At 61.4% G+C, this 19343-nt stretch carries 14 protein-coding genes and 1 other annotated feature; of the genes, 7 read left to right on the top strand and 7 right to left on the bottom strand.

The window, feature by feature from the left end:
- The first annotated feature begins 1708 nt into the window (after positions 1–1708).
- Positions 1709–2425: a ParA family protein gene (locus tag QXK92_RS32600; protein WP_306248773.1), complete on the top strand. Its 717-nt coding sequence runs from the start codon at positions 1709–1711 to the stop codon at positions 2423–2425.
- A complete protein-coding gene (locus QXK92_RS32605) occupies positions 2425–3318 on the top strand; it encodes a ParB N-terminal domain-containing protein (protein ID WP_306248776.1) in 894 nt (297 codons plus the stop codon). Before QXK92_RS32600 ends, QXK92_RS32605 begins: the two co-directional genes overlap by 1 nt.
- A gap of 384 nt (positions 3319–3702) precedes the next feature.
- Here QXK92_RS32605 and QXK92_RS32610 read toward each other — a convergent pair whose 3' ends face one another.
- Positions 3703–4047 carry a DUF732 domain-containing protein gene (locus QXK92_RS32610; RefSeq protein WP_306248779.1) on the bottom strand — a complete coding sequence of 115 codons (345 nt, stop codon included), beginning with the start codon at positions 4045–4047 and terminating at the stop codon, positions 3703–3705.
- Between the two features lie 156 nt (positions 4048–4203).
- Positions 4204–4395, bottom strand: a complete 192-nt coding sequence (locus tag QXK92_RS32615) for a hypothetical protein (protein WP_306248781.1) — start codon at positions 4393–4395, stop codon at positions 4204–4206.
- A gap of 449 nt (positions 4396–4844) precedes the next feature.
- Between QXK92_RS32615 and QXK92_RS32620 the strand changes: the two genes are divergently transcribed.
- From QXK92_RS32620 to QXK92_RS32640, 5 genes are all read left to right on the top strand, one after another.
- Positions 4845–5054 carry a hypothetical protein gene (locus QXK92_RS32620; protein ID WP_306248783.1) on the top strand — a complete coding sequence of 70 codons (210 nt, stop codon included), beginning with the start codon at positions 4845–4847 and terminating at the stop codon, positions 5052–5054.
- 304 nt (positions 5055–5358) lie between these two features.
- Complete coding sequence (locus QXK92_RS32625; RefSeq protein ID WP_306248784.1) at positions 5359–6273, top strand: helix-turn-helix transcriptional regulator; 915 nt, start codon at positions 5359–5361, stop codon at positions 6271–6273.
- A gap of 83 nt (positions 6274–6356) precedes the next feature.
- Positions 6357–6968 (top strand): hypothetical protein, encoded by a 612-nt coding sequence (locus tag QXK92_RS32630; protein ID WP_306248787.1) that lies wholly within the window; start codon positions 6357–6359, stop codon positions 6966–6968.
- Positions 6969–7156: 188 nt separating this feature from the next.
- A complete protein-coding gene (locus QXK92_RS32635; RefSeq protein ID WP_306248788.1) occupies positions 7157–12541 on the top strand; it encodes a helicase-related protein in 5385 nt (1794 codons plus the stop codon).
- A gap of 236 nt (positions 12542–12777) precedes the next feature.
- Positions 12778–14039 (top strand): IS3 family transposase gene (locus QXK92_RS32640; protein ID WP_306248790.1). Its coding sequence is split into 2 segments (ribosomal slippage): positions 12778–13087 and positions 13087–14039, totalling 1263 coding nucleotides; the frame shifts between segments, so codons are not numbered across the junction.
- Positions 13077–13208 (top strand) — a sequence feature (AL1L pseudoknot). (Overlaps the previous gene by 132 nt.)
- A gap of 154 nt (positions 14040–14193) precedes the next feature.
- On the opposite strand, the gene QXK92_RS32645 is transcribed toward QXK92_RS32640, so the two are convergent.
- The 5 genes from QXK92_RS32645 to QXK92_RS32665 form a co-directional block, all read right to left on the bottom strand.
- Complete coding sequence (locus QXK92_RS32645; protein ID WP_306248793.1) at positions 14194–14673, bottom strand: hypothetical protein; 480 nt, start codon at positions 14671–14673, stop codon at positions 14194–14196.
- A 385-nt stretch (positions 14674–15058) separates the two neighbouring features.
- Positions 15059–16159, bottom strand: coding sequence for a methyltransferase (locus QXK92_RS32650; protein WP_306248795.1), 1101 nt, complete (start codon positions 16157–16159; stop codon positions 15059–15061).
- A 35-nt stretch (positions 16160–16194) separates the two neighbouring features.
- The gene (locus QXK92_RS32655; protein ID WP_306248797.1) at positions 16195–17724 is read right to left on the bottom strand and encodes a cytochrome P450; all 1530 of its coding nucleotides are present in this window, start codon (positions 17722–17724) and stop codon (positions 16195–16197) included.
- Complete coding sequence (locus QXK92_RS32660; RefSeq protein ID WP_306248799.1) at positions 17658–18872, bottom strand: DUF6545 domain-containing protein; 1215 nt, start codon at positions 18870–18872, stop codon at positions 17658–17660. The genes QXK92_RS32655 and QXK92_RS32660 overlap by 67 nt, the downstream gene beginning before the upstream one ends.
- Positions 18869–19342, bottom strand: coding sequence for an ImmA/IrrE family metallo-endopeptidase (locus tag QXK92_RS32665; RefSeq protein ID WP_306248801.1), 474 nt, complete (start codon positions 19340–19342; stop codon positions 18869–18871). Before QXK92_RS32665 ends, QXK92_RS32660 begins: the two co-directional genes overlap by 4 nt.
- Position 19343 lies beyond the last annotated feature (1 nt).

Consider the following 19343-nt stretch of genomic DNA (forward strand, 5'->3'; position numbering starts at 1 on the left):
CCTGCACCGAAAGCACGTAGTACAAGGTGCGCGTTTCCTGGCGCTTACCAAACAGTATGCGACCGTGTCGTGCCTGAGCGGAGTTGCCGCGAACCGCGGCTCTGCATCATCTACTCGTCGGCGAATCTTGCGAAAACTTCTGCGCCCAGACAGCCATTCACGCGGCCGTGGAGGAAGTTGCCGCGCACGCTGCGCGCACTCCTGTGGGCGTTAGAAAGGTATTCACGGCAAGTAGCTTGGACCGCAGTCGCCGGTCTGCCTTCGCTTCGCAAGCAACGCGCATCCGCGCACACGCCAGTTGCCGAACCGGCGGCTGGGGCGGGCCGCGCCGCACCGTCGGCAAGTCGGTGCCGACGAGGCTTGCACTGGAACGATCAGCAGCCCCGCGCACCTCGTTAAAAGACGCGCCGGCCCAGGGCAACCCATCCCACCAGCACGCGCTGCGCAACACCGCCCCCGTTCCCCGCGCGCAGCTTCCAGGGAGCAGAAACGCGGTTTCCAGCCACGTGCTGCGTAAGCGAGGCGACGAACACAACGTCGGGCTCCGACGACGGCATGCACATCTGACGTGACCCATTGGCTGACGGCAGCGCCACTCCATCGCAGGAATGTGGGTGCAAAGTTCAGCAGCCCGGACCCCGCTGGATGTCCCGATCCTGCCGCGTACTAGTGAAAGACGCCATGGGATGTGAAGTCAGCGACGGCCTGCCATATAGGTCGCGTGGCTAACACGGTCACCGCAGCGCTTGCCTCACGCGAACACGCCCGCAGCAATGCCGCGCTCCGCATACTCGTCTCCCCGTCTCGCCGGCCTCCCATTGACACTCCCGTGTGCACAACCCGTCAACAATGACACCCGCCCATCCGCTCATCTGATCGCGGGATCCACCGCTAGCACTCCCCTGGAATCCGGCTCGGTCGAGGACTGACTGCGTTGCTCGCGAAGTAACCGAGGTCGCCGTGTCGCCGGCCCGACGTTTCTTCACCGCCGCCAAACGGGTCACTCGGGCGCCGCAGTGAAAAGCGACCGGCCGACGCCCCCATTGCCGACCCGCCTTGAGTGGTTCGGTTGGCGGCTAAGCCCGCTGCGGGGCCATGCTGGACCGTCGAACATGAGAGGACTGCCCCAGTTGCGCGGCCTCCGCGCGGCCGCAGGTGCCCCTCCCCTGGTCGCCCCAGACACGCTCAGGCTGGCGCAGCATCACTCCGAAGAACGCGGTTCGTCTGAGCCTTCTAAACCTCGCCGCTGGCCGCACCCCCGCGCCGATCTCGGGCCAATGTTTTCCCGCATGGCCGTGGGCTTGCAGTCCCTGTCGTGCATCTGGCCGGTACGGACAGCGGCTTGCAGAAGAGGGTCGTGGCGTGGGGTGAAGTGTCGATAATCACTTGCGCCAATCTGTCGGGGATGTCTGGGCGCAGGACCGCCCAGTCCGCGCCTACGCAAGTAGTTTTCCGCGGAAAACTCACGGGATGCCGGAGCATATACGCAGGCCAAAGGGCTTTTGACGGGAACATGAGGCGGCTGCTCGGCCCAGGGCGAACCGGCGGTGCCGCGTAGGCCACCGGATGGTTTTCCGCGGAAAACTGCACGGAATTGGGCTCCTGTTGCGTGTCGTCGCGGTTCGAGACGTGCCAAAGACGTATGGTTTGGGCACCTCTTCTCGGGCAGCCGCACTCGCGGCCACAGCATGCAAAGGTCTGGCATTTCATGACTAGAGTTGTCACTGTTCTGAATCAGAAGGGCGGCGTGGGCAAGAGCACCGTCACGGTGAACCTGGCAGCGGTACGGGCCGAAAGGCTAACCGCCAACCTGGACCCCGATGCACTCTCCCCGGTTGCGGCCGTGTCCATCGACCCTCAGGGGTCGGCCAAATGGTGGGCCAACCGGGTCGACGCCCTCCCCTTCCACCTCGTGCAGGCTCACGATGATCCTCTTGATTGGCTACGCCAACTCAACAATCTGCCCGGGATTTCAGAGGTATACGTCGACACGGCCGGTTGGTTCGATCTTGATCCAGACGCCTCCGGCGACGGCCTTGGTGATGGTTACTCCGCCGACGCGCTGCGAACGGTCCTTGATGTAACGGACGAAGCAATCGTGCCGATGCTCACCGCGCCGATGTGCTTCGACCCGACCGCACGTACCATCAGCAAGATTCTCCAGCCACGCGGTATCCCCTATCGAGTCTTCATCAATGACTGGGATCCGCGAGATGGCGAGCACTGGCTCGAGCAAACGCAAAAGTTCGTGCGTAGTCAGGGTTGGCCGCTGGCCGAGACTGTCGTGCGTCACTACAAGATCCATACCAACGCCTCCAACGAAGGCATCGTCGTCACGCAGTACAAGCAGAGCGGCACCGCGGCCAACGCCGCCGCGGACTTCTACAGGCTGGCCGACGAACTTAGTCTGGTAGGAGCCCGCTGATGGGCCGTGGTGGGGTTAAGACATTCGACGGACTCGTCGACGCGGTCGGCGACAACTCCCCGGTCGACGGAGACGCTCGCGCCGCGATCGGGCCACGATCAGGTCTGTCGCGATCGGTACCGCTTCGCGATTTGGTCGCCAACCCTCACAACCCCCGTGACTCGGTCGGCGATCTCGAGGAATTGGCATCGATCGCGGAGTTTCAATTACAGCCCGCGGTGGTGGTTACTCGCTCGGCCTTCGAGAGGCTCTATCCCGAGACTAAAGTGTCGGCTCGGTGGGTGGTCGTCATCGGTAATCGGCGGCTTGCTGCGGCGCACAAGTTCGGTCGCCCCGAGCTTGACGTCGTGGTCAAAGACGAATTGGCCAAGGACCGCGCCACACTACTCACTGCGGTTATCGCAGAAAATGTCGATCGGTCCGGGTTCGACGTGATCGAGGAAGCCAAGGCGGTGGAAAGTCTGGTCCAGGAGTACGGCAGCGCCGATGCCGCGGCCGATCATCTCCGCAAGAGCAAGACGTGGGTATCCCAACGACGCGCCTTACTTAGGCTTGCACCCGCACTGCAGGAAGCAACCCGCAAGGGAGATCTGGCTATCCGCGAAGCGCGTACGCTCGCGCGAGTGCCCCTCGAGCAACAGGTGGCACGGTGGACCACGGTATGCGAACGAAATGGATCAGATCGCGCGGCCCGTCGCGAAGCCGCTGAGAGTTCCGCCGATACGGTCGACGGGGGAGAGGTGGCATCCCGCGCTTCGCGGTCGGTGGGTAGGGCGCTGCGCAAATTCGATACCGCACCCAACGAGCTGGCGGTTGCACTGCGTGACCAGCTCGGAGACGCCGGCGCGCGAACTCTCGTTAATCAGTTGCGCAAACTGTTGAAACAAAGTTGAGTGGGCCAGTTTTCCGCGGAAAACTGGCCCGGAGGTCGGAGATGGGCGCCCAGGCCTCGAATCCCGAATTGCGATGTTTCGCAGCCTGTTTGGACCTCTCCATGCCCGAGGTGACCGACTTCGAGACACGCCCACGCAATCCCAGCGGACAGGAGACGCTGCCCATGACCCATGACTGGATGTCATTCTTCGGGGGGTGGGGGAGTGATGGGAGTTAGCGCCTGCGTTGTCGAACCACAAGCTTTTTGCCAACCGCGGGCCTGGTCCTTCGAGCGGCGTGTCATTTCAACAGATCGGTGGCGAAAGTGGGGAAGAAGGCCGAGATGCGTGAGCGAGGGATCGGCTCGCGTGCGCTCTGGCCATCTGCCAGTGACTGCGCTGCGATCAGCGTGGCGCACCAACGTCGATGCAATATGAGCCCTCGCCTGCAATGACTATACGGCTGGCAACATCGTACGAGTAGGAACCTTTCTGCACGAGATCGTCAATCACCGAGCGTTCATCTGAACCGTTCCGAAGCTGTTGGCATGCCCTTTGGGCCTGATCCCTTTCGAGCGGGAAGTTGAACAACAGGCCGAAATGTTCCAGCGAGCTCGTGAACAACTGGTCCTGCATATCAGGACTCAGTGTCGGCCCGGGATCAGCCTGCGCGGTACCGGGGCCAATTGCCGAGATCGCAATCGCGACGCCGATGATTATGCCGCTTGCGGCCGATCGAACGCTGCACATGGCGTCTCTCCCAACTAGGCGATGCCCAACGGTCGCCGCGAGCCCTCCACAGCCTGGCCCAGATGCGCGGCCCCGAGAGCCAAAGGTAACCCGACCTGACTCCGCGGTCGAACAAAAGACGCAAAGCGTCGAGCTTGCCGCCCTGGTCGCGTCTGGTCAGTACCCGCCGTTGAGATCGCCGACATGTCCTGGTGTCATGTACAGACTCAGGGCCTGTCGGTACTTCTCGGCCGCCGAATTCGCCGCGGCGAAGGCTGCCGCTAGGTCGTCCTGTGCGGCGAGTAGCAGCAGGTTGGTCTCTGAAACGTTTACGACCCGTGCGCGCAGGGCGGCAATTTCGTCTTCCAACGAAGCGATGCGCCTCTGTGCCTCCGGAGAGGATGGTGCTACGGGTAGAGGGTCGTCCTGAGGCTGCGCAGCAGTGTCTAGGACGTCTTCGTAGACATACCACCGCAGGTTGTCAGGACCTGGTCGGGCCCAGCCCGCGGCATCTCCGCGGGTGACCGCTCGCAGCAGTGTGCGGCGGTCGACTCCCAACCGACGAGCGGCATCGCTCAGTGACACATAAGGTCGTGAACGGTCAGGCGCGGAAGGCACCCCGGCCGGCGGCTGTTTCCACCCGTCGCTACCCGCCACGACCCATGCTCCATCTTTTGACGTGATGACTAAAATGTCTAGAACGCTGTCGGAATTCCTGCCGTACAGCGACACGCCGGGTGTTGCTAGTGGCTGACGATACCGCATTTTGTACACTTTGGACATACAGCACCGTGCGGCGACGTGAAGGAGGCCATCGCGTGCAATCTCGGAAACCGCACTCACAGAAGGCGCAACGGACCAAGCTTCTCGGCATCCGCCTGTTGCCTGACGAGCACGAGTCCTTCAAGGATCTAGCCGACGGGCAAGGCGGCGACATGTCAGAACTCGTCTACGACGCCCTTGCGGCCAAATACCCGCATATCTTCATTCGCTCCCGCTCGGGTGTGACGGTCGCTGCCGCGGTATGACGTCGCCCCATCAGGGGAGAAGGTGAAGCTTTCATCATTTCGACGTCCCTGAACGTCCAGTAGCGCAGGTAGTCGGGCCAGCTGATGTGTCCTCGCTGCCAGTAGCAGCTCAGCGCGCCGGCTAGAAACTTCGCAGCCCGGCGCGCACGCCGTCTCAGGCAGTCCGACCGATTCCTGCTTATTGACGTAAACACCCTTATGTTGCCGCGGTGTCGCTACTGTTCTATGAGTGCAACGCTGACGCATGTAACATTGCCTCGGGCAGGGCAGTTGCGACGCAGTGACGCAGTCATCAGTAGGAGGGGTGGGCATCATCGCCGAGCCAGACGATGACGGGGCTACGCGACTGGCGCGCTCGTTACTCAGCGAAGGCAACGACATCTCCGACGTCGCTGCTCAAACTGGCATGACGATTGAGGACGTCGAAATGCTGGCACGCACTCAGGCAAGGCCAGACGTACCTCGGCTCGCGAAGTTCATGAACGACCGTCTACGCGAACTCGGACTCAGTCAGCTAGAGGCGAGCAAGCTCGGCTACGTGTCACGTTCGACCCTCAATCTGCTGGGTAAGGATGATCGCGTCCCCAACCGCAATACCCTGGAACGACTTGATGAACTGCTTAGTTGGGAACTCGGGTCGTCCGTGGCTGTCATGAACGGGTTGGACCCTACGCCACGGGAAGGCAGCTCCGGCGGTGCGCGACGCCCGGTCATCAACCGCGATGCCGAGGACAACTACAGCAACCTCGCCCGTTGGATTGACACGCGACTGCGCGAACTCAACATGAGCAAGTCTCGGTTCGCTGCCATCGGTGGACCCGGGCGCACTACATTGGCCACTTTAGGCACGCGGGGCTATCGCCCCACACCAGAGACTTTGGATCGCATCGACACCCACCTGCTGTGGGAGCCAGGGTCAGCGATGGCGGCACTCAAAGGTGGCGTCCCCATTAACCGCGGCCCAGCGCTTACGCCGCACCCGTTTTTGGTGCCATTGAGTGCTATCCGCGACCGGCTCAAAGTGATGAAAGCGCGGGCCCAACGTCAACGGCAAGCCCTGGAACAGATGGAGAGGGACATCGACGACGCGATGTCCCACGTCGACTTGGTGGTCGACGATTTGAGTGATCCACGGCGGCGCCCGACGCCGCACTCGTGGGCCTCAGGCACGGACACGGCCGACAACGCCGATGCCACAGATCAAGAGGACTGCTCATGACCAACGGTATCGGGAGACTGCGATGGGCCGCAGAGATAAAAACCAGCCGGATTTGTTCAGCTTCCAGGAGAACGAGAACAGCCGTGACCCAATGGATGCGCCAAGCAGTGGACGACGTCCACCGCCAATACACAATGCTGCCCGAGGACTGGACGCCTACCCAACGCGAGCAGTACCTCCAAACGTTGACCGGCCGCTTGGATCGCATGGCAGCGGAACTGGCCGACACGTTGGCAGCGACGGCGATCGCCGAGTGGACGAACCACAGGGGCCAGCATCCGGACTACCTCACCACGGTGCAACTACGAACGACGGCCTTGCAGAACGCCAGAGAAATGATCGTGCGCCAGGAACTTTACGACCAGATCCCGCCCGAACAATACGAGGACGAGCAGACGGTGGAATTCGACCCACCTCTGCACCAGCCGATACCGGCTTGTCAAGTGCCGTGGGATCAGCGATGGAAGGACGCGCGCTACCGCAGCGAGCCGGGAGAGCCGATCGAGGCGCTAGCAGAGATGGTCTGGCCAGCACCACAATTTTCGGTGATGTTCCGAATCAAGGCGGCTTACCTGCTGATCGCCCGACTCGAGGACCAGCTCCCGGTGCCAGACGGACCACAGCACCCACTGGCCCTCGACCTGGCGCCGATGGTCTACGAGGACCTGCTCGCCGACGGCTACCCCGCGCAGTAGAGCAGCCACAACTCTCGCTCTTTGAGGATTTCGACCAGCCTACCGACCCCCGCACGGTGGACCCGGGAGGCTCGGCGCTGCCCCCTCGTCGAGCGCCCCACCCCGATGCTGCGCCCGAAAAAGGCTCCGAGACCACACCGCAACACACGATCTCTACCGCAGAGAGCGCTGACCTAGCCACAGCAGCGATGCCCCACGCCCCTGACGTCGATACCTTGCCCGCACCTGCTGAGCAGACCAACGACCATAACGATGGGTCGACACACGATTTCCGACCCAACCGCGTGCGCGTGCCTTCTGGACCCAGGGCCCGCATCAAAGCCAATATCGCCGCAATCGAGCTCCTAGAGCGCTTGCGTCGCGAAGGAAACCGAGCTGCCACCCCAGCCGAGCAGGACGTTCTCGCCAGCTGGTCGGGGTGGGGAGCGGTGCCCGAGGTCTTCGACCAACGGAAAGACACCTACGCCAACGAACGTCAGTACCTGGGAACACTTCTCGGAAAAGACGCCTACCGCGCCGCGCAAGCCAGCGTCCTTAACGCTCACTACACCGATCCCGAAATCGCCCAGGCCATGTGGACCGCGCTCAGACAGGCTGGGTTTAGCGGTGGTCGCGTGCTCGAACCAGGCTGCGGATCAGGGACATTCATCGGCCTTGCCCCACCGGATGCGGTCATGGTCGGCGTGGAAAACGACCCGATCACCGCCAAGATCGCAGCAGCCCTGTACCCGTTGGCGCAGATCCGCTCCGAAGGCTTCGAAACTACCCGCGTACCCCCGGATTCCTTTGCCGCCGTGATCGGCAATGTTCCGTTCGGCAACTTCACGGTCTACGACCCCGCCCACAATCCGCAGCGATTCTCCATTCACAACCACTTCATCCTCAAATCCCTTGCGCTGACCGCACCCGGCGGATACGTCACCGTGCTCACCAGCCGCTACACCCTCGACAGTCTCGATTCGCGGGCGCGAAAGGCCATGGCCCGCTACGCCGATCTACTCGGCGCAGTACGCCTGCCCAGCAACGCATTCAAGCGTGTGGCCGGGACAGAGGTTGTCACAGACATCCTCATGCTCCGCCGGCGCGGCCCTGACCAGTCCGCCGACGAGGCTACCGTCTGGCTGAACAGCGAGGCTCTCGACCACGACAACGTCGATCTCCTCGTTGATGACAGCATCTTCGACTCTGAAAGCATCGACGGGCTCAATGTTAATGAGTACTTCGCCAATCATCCCGAGAACGTTCTTGGCCGCTTCGCCTTGGGCCAAGGCCTTCATGGCGCACCTACTCTCAAGGTGATAGGGCAAGAACTCAGCGCTTCCGAACTGGCCGGCGCGGTCGCGCAATGCCTCTCTGACATAGTCAAATCAGCGCAAAATCGCCGTCAAGGGCTTACCGCCACTGCCGACTCACTGACTGACGTCACTGACACCTTCTTCGACCCCGGACTGTTCACGGTCGACGACGTCAACGACATCCCCCTGGACACACTGCGTTATCACCCACCCACTCGCAGCATCCAACGGTGGACGGGACACAGCTGGGACGAACAACGAACACCGAAATCGCTTGTCGCCGAGACCCGCTCACTAATCGCGCTGCGCGACGCCGCTACAGCCGTGATCACCTCCCAACGCAACGGACAGGCCCTTGACCGACGCGAACACCTTCGGGCGCAACTCAACACCCTCTACGACGCATACGTGACCAAGCACGGTCTGATCAACCGATTCAAATGGATTCACCCCGCACCCCCAACCCAAGAAAGTCACGACCGCAAAGTCACTGCCCTGGAAGAAGCATGGCGCAAACAACAAGGGATAGAAGGCCATCCCTTCCGCGGCCCGATCCCCGACCACCTCGCCCAACAATGGGACGAGGCCGGATGGATACCCCGCAGCTCCTACAAACGCCGCCCCCATCTCGACGGCGGGATGAAGAACGATCCCGGCTGGGCCATCGTCGCCGCGCTGGAGATCTTCGATGAAGACACCGCAACGGCCATCAAAGCCCCGATATTCTCCGTCGACCTCTTAGGGGAGCGGCACGTACCGGACGACGCCACTAGCATCACCGACGCACTGGCGCTCAGCCTTGATCAGCACCACCGGGTCGACATCGACTACATTGCCGAACTTCTCGATTGCACCCCGACACAGGTACTCCCACAACTGCGCGGTCTGGTATACCCTGCCCTTCACGATCCACTGCAACTCGTGCCTGAAGTCACCGCACTATCAGGCAACGTGCGTGAAAAGCTCGCAGCGGCAAACAAAGCCGCTGAATCGAACCCCATTTACGCCGATTACGCCGCAGCCCTGCGCGAGGTAATGCCCACCGACAAAGAAGCCCCACAGATCAAGACACGCCCCGGCGCGCCATGGATAGACCCGACCTACATCGCTCAATTTGCCCGCGAAACCTTCGGCGCAAAGACCGTAGCGGTCGACCACATCAACGGGTCATGGACATTGGAATGCCCCAAATACCAACGCGCCACTGTGGCGATGACAGAGACCTGGGGCACCGAGAAAGCTGATGCAATCGAGATACTGGATGCACTCTGCAACTCCAAATCGATCGTAATCAACCGCCCAGCCGCCGATGTAGCAGAAAAAGCCGGCCCTACCCTGGACGCCGAAGCAACCTTCGCTGCCCAAGCCAAGGCGTCCAAGATCACCAGCGCATTCCAACAATGGATCTTCGCAGAGGACGTCAGGCGAGAAGCTCTCGTCACTGAATTCAACAGGCGTTTCAACAGTCTCCGAGCCCCTAAGCACCGCGGCGATCATCTCAGCCTGCCCGGCCTATCGAACAAGTTCAACCCACATCCCTACCAGCGCGATGCCGTCGCTCGCATCATTGCTGAGCCCACAGTGCTACTCGACCACGTCGTTGGCGCCGGGAAAACTGGGTCAATGCTCATGGGTGCCATGGAATTACGACGACTCGGACTCGTCAACCAGCCATGGATAGTCGTCCCGAATCACATTCTGGAGCAAGTGGGACGAGAAGCCAAACAGTGGTATCCCGCCGCAAACATCCTGCTTGGTGCATCAGCCACCGACCCCGAAGGGCGCCGACGACTAGCCGCTCAATCAGCAGCCTCCGACTGGGACATGGTCATCGTTCCTCAATCCCTTTTCACCGCAATCGGCGTCAGCAACGACATGCAAAGTTCCTACATCCAGCGGCAGCTCGACGAACTCGACGAGCAACGAACGCGGGCCACGACCGAACTCAGCAAAAAGCGGGTGGAGCAGCGCAAGAAGAAACTTGAGGCACGCCTGAAGGAACTCACCAGCCAAGCCGGCAAAGACACAGGACTGCGTTTCGAGCAGACAGGCTGTGATTACCTCATCATCGATGAGGCGCACATGTTCAAGAACAAAGGGCGTCTGAGTAATATCGACGAATTGTCCTGCCCGACTGCCGCCCAACGCGCCGAGGACCTGGCGATGAAGCTCGAACTGTTGCGGCAACGTCGACGCGACGAAGCTCGCGCGGCCGGCATTCCTGAGGACCAGATCGTCGAACGGGTCGCCACCTTCGCCACCGGAACACCAGTAGCCAACAGCCTTGGGGAGCTGTGGGTCATGCAAAACTACTTAAGACCCGACCTGCTCGCTGCAGCCGGCGTCGCTGACATCAACGACTGGGGCGCCACCTTCACTGCCACTGTCAGTACCGTCGAAGTCAACGCGACAGGCACTAATCTGCGCCCGGTCACCAGGGTCGGCAAGTTCTGCAACCTGCCCGAATTGCTTGCCATATCATCAATTTTCACCGACGTGGTAACACGTGACGAAGTTCCAATCCAACTGCCGCAGCTCGTCGACGGCCGGCGACGCATCGTGAGCATCACGCCAAGCCAAGAAGTCAAGGACTTCATCAGCGATCTCGGCTGGCGTCTCGACCATCTCGACCCGCGGCGCCCCGATATCGACAACCAACTCAAGATCGCCAACGACGGTCGCAACGTCTCGCTCGACCCGAGGCTGGCCCACATAGATGCCCCGGCCAGATCAAGACCCGCCGAGGTCGCCACGGAAATCATGCGGATCCACACCGCCAACGCACATCGCATCTACCGCGATCCCGAAACCGGCTTAGAAATGCCACGACGCGGCGCATTTCAGATCGTATTCTGCGACCGCGGGACGCCGTCGAAAGACCCGCGACAGTTCACTATATACACCGCCATCCGTGGCGAACTTATCACTCGCGGAATGGAACCCGACGCTATCCGCTTCATCCATGACGCCGTCAAGCCAGCGGAGAAGCTCAGCCTCATGCGTCGCTGTCGCACCGGAGAAGTGTCAGTACTGATCGGCTCAACCGAGAAGATGGGTACCGGAACCAACGTGCAAACCAGGCTTATAGCGCTCCACCATGTCGATGTGCCCTGGCGCCCAGCCGATCTCGAACAACGGGAGGGCCGGATACTGCGCCAAGGTAACCAAAACACCGAAGTCGAGATCATCAACTATGTGACCGCGGGCGCCTACGACACGGTGATGTGGCAGAAGGTCGAAGCGAAAGCTCTTTTCATCGAACAAGTCAAACGTGAGAACGTCACCGTCAACGAAATTGAGGACCTCGGGGGAGGGGACCTCAGTGGCGCGGCAGCCGAAACCAAGGCAATTGCAACCGGAGATCCGCGCTACATCAAACAGGTTCAACTCGACGACGATGTCAAACGTCTTCAGGCGCTAGAGAATGCACACCAGGACGCAGCAGCGCGACGTGATCGCCAAAAGCTGCTCACGCAGAAAGAGATCAGGACAACAACCAGCGAAATCGACGCACTCGCACCGCTAATGCAGGACATCGCCGATCGCGTCACTCGACCAGCACACTTCGAGGTCGCAGGTCGCTCCTATGCCGAACGTAAGGACGCTGCGGCGCCGTTCGTCGCCGCATGCCATACCACGTACAACACCTTGCGCGACGCCTCAAGCTTCACGACCAAACCGCTGGGCGTGACCATCAACGGGATACCGATCATTGCCCGCCGCAACCACTTCAACAACGAGTTGCAGTTGACCCTGCAAGTGCCATCAACCACGCTAGCGATCAGCGGTGATGAGATTCTGGCCGCGAAGGCCACCGGCGGGGGAGAGGGGGCCGCTGCGAAGTCGCGCGGACTGCTACAGCGGATGGAAAACACGTACAAAGACTTGCCCCACCACTACACGCGCCTGCAGCACCGCCGAGACGGCCTACGGGGCGAACTGGACGACCTGGAAACCACCCGCCTGGGCGACTTCGAACACGCCGGCGAGCTGGCAACGAAGCGCCAGGAACTGACCGCGCTGACCATGCAACTTCGACTCGAAGCTCAAAGCGCTGCGGCGCGACAAGCCGCCGAAGCAGCAGCAAGGCGTCTGGCCGAAGTCGGACGCCAACCCGGATGGACCCTGCATCTCAACCCCGCCCCAGCACTGATCGCAGAATCAGGATTGCCCGATGCCGACAGCTACCGCGCGGCTCAACGCATTAGCGAACATCACCGAGCCGCAGAGTACCGAGACAAAGACCGCGGACTCGGCGACGACGGAATCGGGCTTTAACGCTCGTTACTGCAAGCTTTACTTCTGACTTGACCACGCCAGCGCTGGGTTGGGCCAGTTCCGTCGAATCATTCCCTATTACCCGGGAGCGCCCTCGAGTGTTGCGGGTGCGCCTGACCTGGCGGCGGAATCCGCGTGAGCTTGAGGGCTTCGACGTGAGCGGCCTCGCGAGCTGACTCGGGTGAATCGCCCTGGAAATCCCGGAGGCTCCTGACCTTGGAAACGAGGATGCAGGTATGCCGAAGGAACAGGCGTCTGGGAAGCCCACGGCGCGTCGCTACAGCCCGGAGGAAAAGTCAGCGGCGGTGCGGATGGTGCGGACACTGCGGGCCGAGTTGGGCACCGAGCAGGGCACGGTGTCACGGGTGGCTCGCCAGCTGGGCTATGGCGTGGAGTCGGTGCGTGCCTGGGTGCGCCAGGCCGACATCGATGATGGGCATGCGCCCGGAATGTCCACAGCTGAGTCGCAGCGGGTCAAAGAACTCGAGCAGGAGATACGAGAACTTAAGCGTGCCAACGAAATACTGAAACGCGCGGCCAGTTTTTTCGGGGCGGAGCTCGACCGCCAACACAAGAAATAGTCGACTTCATCGACGCCCACCGCGAGGAGTTCGGGGTCGAGCCCATCTGCACCGTCCTGCGCTCAGCAGGGGTGTCGATGGCCCCGAGCACCTACTACGACACCAAGACTCGCGCTCCCTCGGCGCGCGCCCAACGCGACGCAGAGCTTGGGCCTGTCCTGGTAAAGCTCTGGGAGGACAACTACCGGGTATACGGGGCCCACAAGCTGTGGAAAACGGCACGTCGGGCAGGCCACGACGTCGGGCGGGATCAGGTCGCGCGGCTGATGCGGGCCGCCGGCATCGCGGGGGCGCGGCGTGGCAAACGAGTGCGCACCACCACGCCGGATCCGGCTGCGGCGCGACACCCCGATCTGGTCGGGCGCAAGTTCACGGCGATCGCGCCGAACCAGCTCTGGGTGACCGATCTGACGTTCGTGCCGACCTGGGCCGGGGTGGCCTACGTCTGTTTCATCATTGACACCTTCAGCAGGATGATCGTCGGCTGGCGAGTCGCCTCAAACATGCGCACCACGATGGTGCTCGATGCGTTGGAGATGGCACGTTGGTCACGCGGAAATCGCTTGGTGGGCTTGACATGTCACTCCGATGCTGGATCGCAGTTTACGTCTATCCGATACGGTGAGCGGCTCGCCGAGATCGGCGCGGTCCCCTCGATCGGGTCGGTCGGGGACAGCTTCGATAACGCTTTGGCGGAGACGGTGAACGGTTACTACAAGGCCGAGTTGATCTACGGCCCCGCCTGCAGCGGGCCGTGGAGGACCGTCGAGGACGTCGAGCTGGCCACCCTGGGCTGGGTCCACTGGCACAACAACAGCCGCCTCCACGGCTACCTGAACGACGTACCGCCCACCGAGTTCGAAGCCGCGTTCTACGATGCACAACGGACCGACCAACCACTAATCGGAATCCAATAGCCCGAGTCTCCGGCAGAACCAGGGCGATTCACGGGAACGCCGCGGCAGCCGTGACCCGGTGAGGCAGTGCGTGAGCACGCCTGGTTACACCGCGCCGGCGATCGGACGCAAATAGGGCGAAAGTCACGTACGGAAATGAAGAAAAGTCGAAATCCTACCGCCCGACTGCCCGGTTGACGATGCCTCCCATTATGGAAAATAAATCTCGGAGGGATTTGGCCATGTCGAAGCAGGGCGGCTGAGTGGGATCCATTGCGGGACACATGGCGTTGACATAATTCCGATATGCAGCAATGTATGTGACGATTGTAACTAATAGATCAGTTTGGAACTTGCTTTGTGGCAGCGCCGATACGTCGTTCTTGAAACCCTCGATACTTGCATTTTGCAGACCGATACACGCGCTGTAGTAGCCTGCCGTAGGTTGCTGAGGGTCGCATGTGAGCGCGAGATACCCGCTGTAGTGATTTTGGATGTACTCCCACGTGCCCGGTTGCAGGGTGACGGTCGAAGCGGTCACCGTGACCGTTTTCGTGTCCTTGCTCCCGGCGTTGTTGCTGTCGTTGCTACACGCGCCCAGGCCGCAGGCGACGGCAGGAACCAACAGGCAGGCTACGAGCGACTTCCTCAACATGGGTGGAACCATAGGGGACGCCACCAATTCGTGCCCACGTTCGCCCCACAATCAGACTGCAAACAGCGTGACAGGGTTGCGGGGGAGGGGGCCGCTGCGAAAGTCGCGCGGACGCTACAGCGGACGGAAGACACGTACAAAGTACAAAGACCTGCCCCACCACTACACGCGCCTGCAGCACCGCCGAGACGGCCTACGGGGCGAACTGGACGTACCCGCCCACAACGCCAAGTGCGCCTAAGGCCAGCGCAATTGAGACTCACATCGACGAGCGCGCAAGACGCCCTCAGCACCCTAGCGAGCCCCGATAGCGCGGCATTGCGTTCATCGGGACCAATTTGGTCGCCGGGCTGGAAATGCATGCTCTTGGATTCAGATGAGTCGTTTAATCGGCGATGGCCTCGACCAACATCGTCGGACCGAAGTGGCGAACTCGCGCGGGGGTGAATCCGGCGTCACGCATCAGAGCCTGTACCTGTTCAGGGGAGCGTTCTCGCCCACCTTCGCAAAAGACGAGCATCATGACGTCGGCCATGGCAGTAAACGGGTTAGGACGGGCAGATTCGTGATGTTGATCGATGGTGACCAGCTTGGAGCCGATCGGCATGGTGGCGCGCACCCTTTTGAGGATGTCGCGACATGCGTCGTCGCTCCAGTCATGCAAGATCCATTTCATCGTGTACACGTCCGCTTGAGCGTCGAGTTGGCTGAACAGGTCGGCGGCGCGGCATTCGATCCGGTCGGCGAGCCCCTTCTCGCGGAGAAATCCGTCTGCCTGCTCGAGGACATCGGGGGCATCGAGCAGGATGCCTCGCGCATCAGGGCGCTGTTCAAGGATGGCCGCAAGCAGGTGGCCGACTCCGCCGCCTATGTCACAAATGATTCCGCGCTTCGGCCAGGGGTAGGACCGCGCGATCCCGGCAAGATCGAACTCGGTGAGTTGGCGCATCGCGTCTGCGAATGCCGCTCCCCGTTCCGGGCGTTCACCTAGGTACTCCCACAATGATTTGCCGAATGCTCGTCTATATCCGGATATTTCGGCCCCCTCGCGCAGTTGGCCGTCCAGGTGTGCGTACACCGCCGCGGTGTCTGCGTCTGCGTAGTAGGCGGCCCAGGATGCGATCGACTTCGGGTGATCACGCCGTAATGGCGCACCGACCCTCGTCAGGCGCACACGTCCGGTGCGGTCGCGTTTGATTAGCCGCAGGGTGATCGCTGCGTTGACGATCCTGGTTGTCACGTCGGAATCCAAACCGAGTTCGTCGGCCAGATCGACGGCCCGACGGGAGGTTTCGCCAAGGGCATCGGCGATCCCAGAGGTGACGAGCACCCCCGCGATCTTCGTCTTCTGTAGCCCGAAAATCACATCGAGGAACAGCGTGATCTCGCCGGGGACTGTGGAGTCGGCGAGGCCCAGCAGCCGTTCTCGAAGGTCGATTACCCCGCGTGCGACCCATAGTGGGAGTGGCAGGAACGGCAGGCGCATCATCGGCTCCTCGTGTCAGTTGGCAGCCAGTTGCATCAGGTGGTCCGTGGCTGGCGCACGTCACCACTGACCGGGCTAGCTGTGTTGTCAGGCCGTTGCCGTGGGTGCAGGCGTAACAGAAAGTCGGATGGTTTCAGAGTCAATGTTTCGGCGATCTTGAGGTGATATCCCGGCTTGGGCTCCAGGTCGAACTGGTGCAGAATCGCGGCGAGGGTCAATACGATTTCGTGGAGTGCGAATTGGCGGCCTATGCAGGCTCTTGGCCCGGTGCCGAAGGGCTTGTAAATGTGCGGGCGCAGCTTGCGCAGGTTCTCCGGGAGAAATCGGTCTGGGTTGAACTCGTCGGCGTCGGGTCCCCAGGCCGGGGAGCGGTGGGCGGCCAGCAGAACGACAGCCACCCAATCTCCTTGTCGGAAGGGGTATTTGCCATCGCCGATGGTGGTATCGCGGCGGGCTTGACGGTAGTATCCGGGGGCGACCGGCCACAGACGCAACGTTTCATCGACCACCCGGCGAAGATATCTGAACTTGGCGATGTCGTCGAACTCTATTTGCGGAAATTCCGACTGAGGCCAGCGTTGGTCGATTTCGGCCCGTGCCCGAGCCGCCACTTCGGGGTGGGCGGAAAGGTAGTGCAGGGCGAAAGAGATTGTGTTAGCTGACGTCTCACTACCGGCAGCCATCATGGTGAGGATCTGGTTGACAACGTTCTCGTCGCTGAGTTTTTCACCGGTGTCTGGATCCGAGCTGTTAAGCATGATGTCGAGCATGTTCTCGGTTGCGCCTGGCGTCGGATTGTTGCGGCGTGCATCGACAATGCCGCACACGAGGTTTCGAATAAATTCCCGGTCGGCCAAGTGCTCTAGATAGCGTCTCTTCCCGAACAGCCTGGTGTAGAAGGGAATCGGGTCGAGGCGCATCGCGCGCCGGACATAACCCAGCTCGCTGATGATGGCCGCGCTGAAAGCGTTCTCCCCAGGAGCACCGAGGTTGCCGAAGGTGTGGCCCAATCCCGCGCGGGCGATGATCTCGACGGTAAGCCGGTTGGCTTGGGCGGGGACGTCGATCCAAGATCGGTTGGCGCTATGGCCTTTCCATGCCTGGACGAGTTCTTGGACGGTGGTAGCCATGCTTTCGTGGTAGTTCTTCATGGCTGTTTTGGTGAACGCCGGCATCAAGATGTTGTGGGCCTTGTGCCAGTTGGGTTCATCGTTGTAGGCGGTGAAAAGCCCGTCACCGAGTGTGAGGCGCAGCTTGTCGACAAGCGGCCCGACATGTTTTTGCCAACGGGTTTCGTCGTTGACTTCCTCGATCAGGGCAGCATCGGAGATAGCGACGGCTGACAGGGCGAAGATGCGCTGTTCGAAGATTCCGTCGGCGGACTTGCGCAGCTTGTCGGTCGTTCCTAGTACAGGGCTGGCGAAGTCGATGGTGAGGAGATCGCCAAGCAAAGGAAGCCGAAAGCGTGAGTGCGGAACGGCGGCGGCGGTTGGCGTGGTCATGGTGTTGGACTCGCTTTCGTGTGGGCCGCAGAACTCGCTGCGGCGTACGCGCTCGGCCACCATCTCGCCAGCGTGACCAGTTCGTCCGCTTCTTCTTCGAGAGTTGTCGCTCGCGAGGTGACGATCAGCGCGGAGTCTCCGTCGGCGGGATCGGGTGTGATGCCGACAGTTTTCGCTTTCGCGGCATGAGCGAGGCGCAGCGCTGCCAGCGCCGCCTCGCGTTCGCTCGCAGGAACAGACTTTGACTCACCTAGAAAACGAACCACTTCATGCTCGGGCATCGCACGGACATACGGACGCAGGCGCAAGATCGCGTCGCGAATCTCTACGACGGTGTGATGCAACTGTAGCGTCGACTTTCCGCGCCGGCCGAACTCCTCGTCGTCCGATTCGACGAATCCTCCTGGGGTGACGGCCCTCATCGCCTCGCGCAGGGGTTGTAGTTTACGCCAGCTTCGAGTCGTGCGATCCAGTCCGAGCGATCGGAGCATCTTCAGCTCGAGTGGCACTGCGGCGATCACAAACGGTGCCAGGATGCCGAAGAAGAGGCCGGCCTCGTGCGACCCCTTGCGGTAGTCGGCGGTGTGAGTCCAACCCAGCTGGTCGAACAGTTGCAACGTAGCCTCTTGTAGTACAACGCCGACACCGAACAGTCCCATTAGCAGTGTGCTAAGCGCAATCCAGCGTTCCCGCTTGCTGTTGGCCGCCCGCAACTCGCTGAGGGAATTCCACACCAGGCGAATGGCAAGGACCATCAGCATCGCCGTGAGGCAACTCAGCGTTGTCACTGAATCCCAGCCCACCAACAGCTCCAAAGGTTTCTTGGCAAGACGGGCGCGAGTTCCGAAGATGAGAAACCCGGCGATCAGCAATATTGCCGCCACGCGGTAGTACCGGTGTTTATGACGGGTTTCCACTTCCGACATTCCCGACCACAGCATGCTGAATCCGATGAATTCGGTGAAGCTGTAGCCCATAAGCGCGGTACTCAATTGCCACGCGCCCGGCTCAGTGACGAACGCTGAATCGACCATCACCCTTTGTACGAAACGTTCGCGGAGTACCTGCGCCGCCCACAAGAAAGCCAAGGTGTTGTTGATGTACTTCTCCGAGAGATTCTCGTTGAACCATCGGTAGCGCCCCAGTAAAACCACACTCATGAATGCGATCAACGGCCAGGCGAGGAAGCCCGGCACCGTGGAAGCGCTCACCGACGGAAGAACACGCGACGCAACATCGATTGGCGTTCGGAGGCTTCTGCAACGGCCATCACCAGCGCGGAAGCGAACAGCTCGGCCTCGCGCTCCTGCTCGCTCCCATAGTCAGTGCGACCCAACATCGCTTTTACGAAGCTAGGGTCAAGATCACTGAGGTATGTGCTACACAACTCGGCATAATCGGCGCCGGCGCCGCCCCGCACGCCCTTGTCGTGCTCAAGGAGCATATGGCCGATTTCGTGCCCCACTATCTGGTCGATGTGATAATCGGACGTCCCGGCTTCATGAAGGATGACGTCTTCGTCGTCGTACATCACCCATAGCCCACACGGGCCATCGGCAAATGCAGCCGTATCCGCAGCGACCAGCCGGATTGGGCGGCCTCTCAGCTGCGCGACATTCTCTATGAATGCATTCCTATCCCAGGGGACAGGAATCGGAAGCTCGCGTGCGATCGCGAGCATT

It is taken from the genome of Mycobacterium sp. TY815 (assembly GCF_030755135.1).
GTDB lineage: Bacteria > Actinomycetota > Actinomycetes > Mycobacteriales > Mycobacteriaceae > Mycobacterium.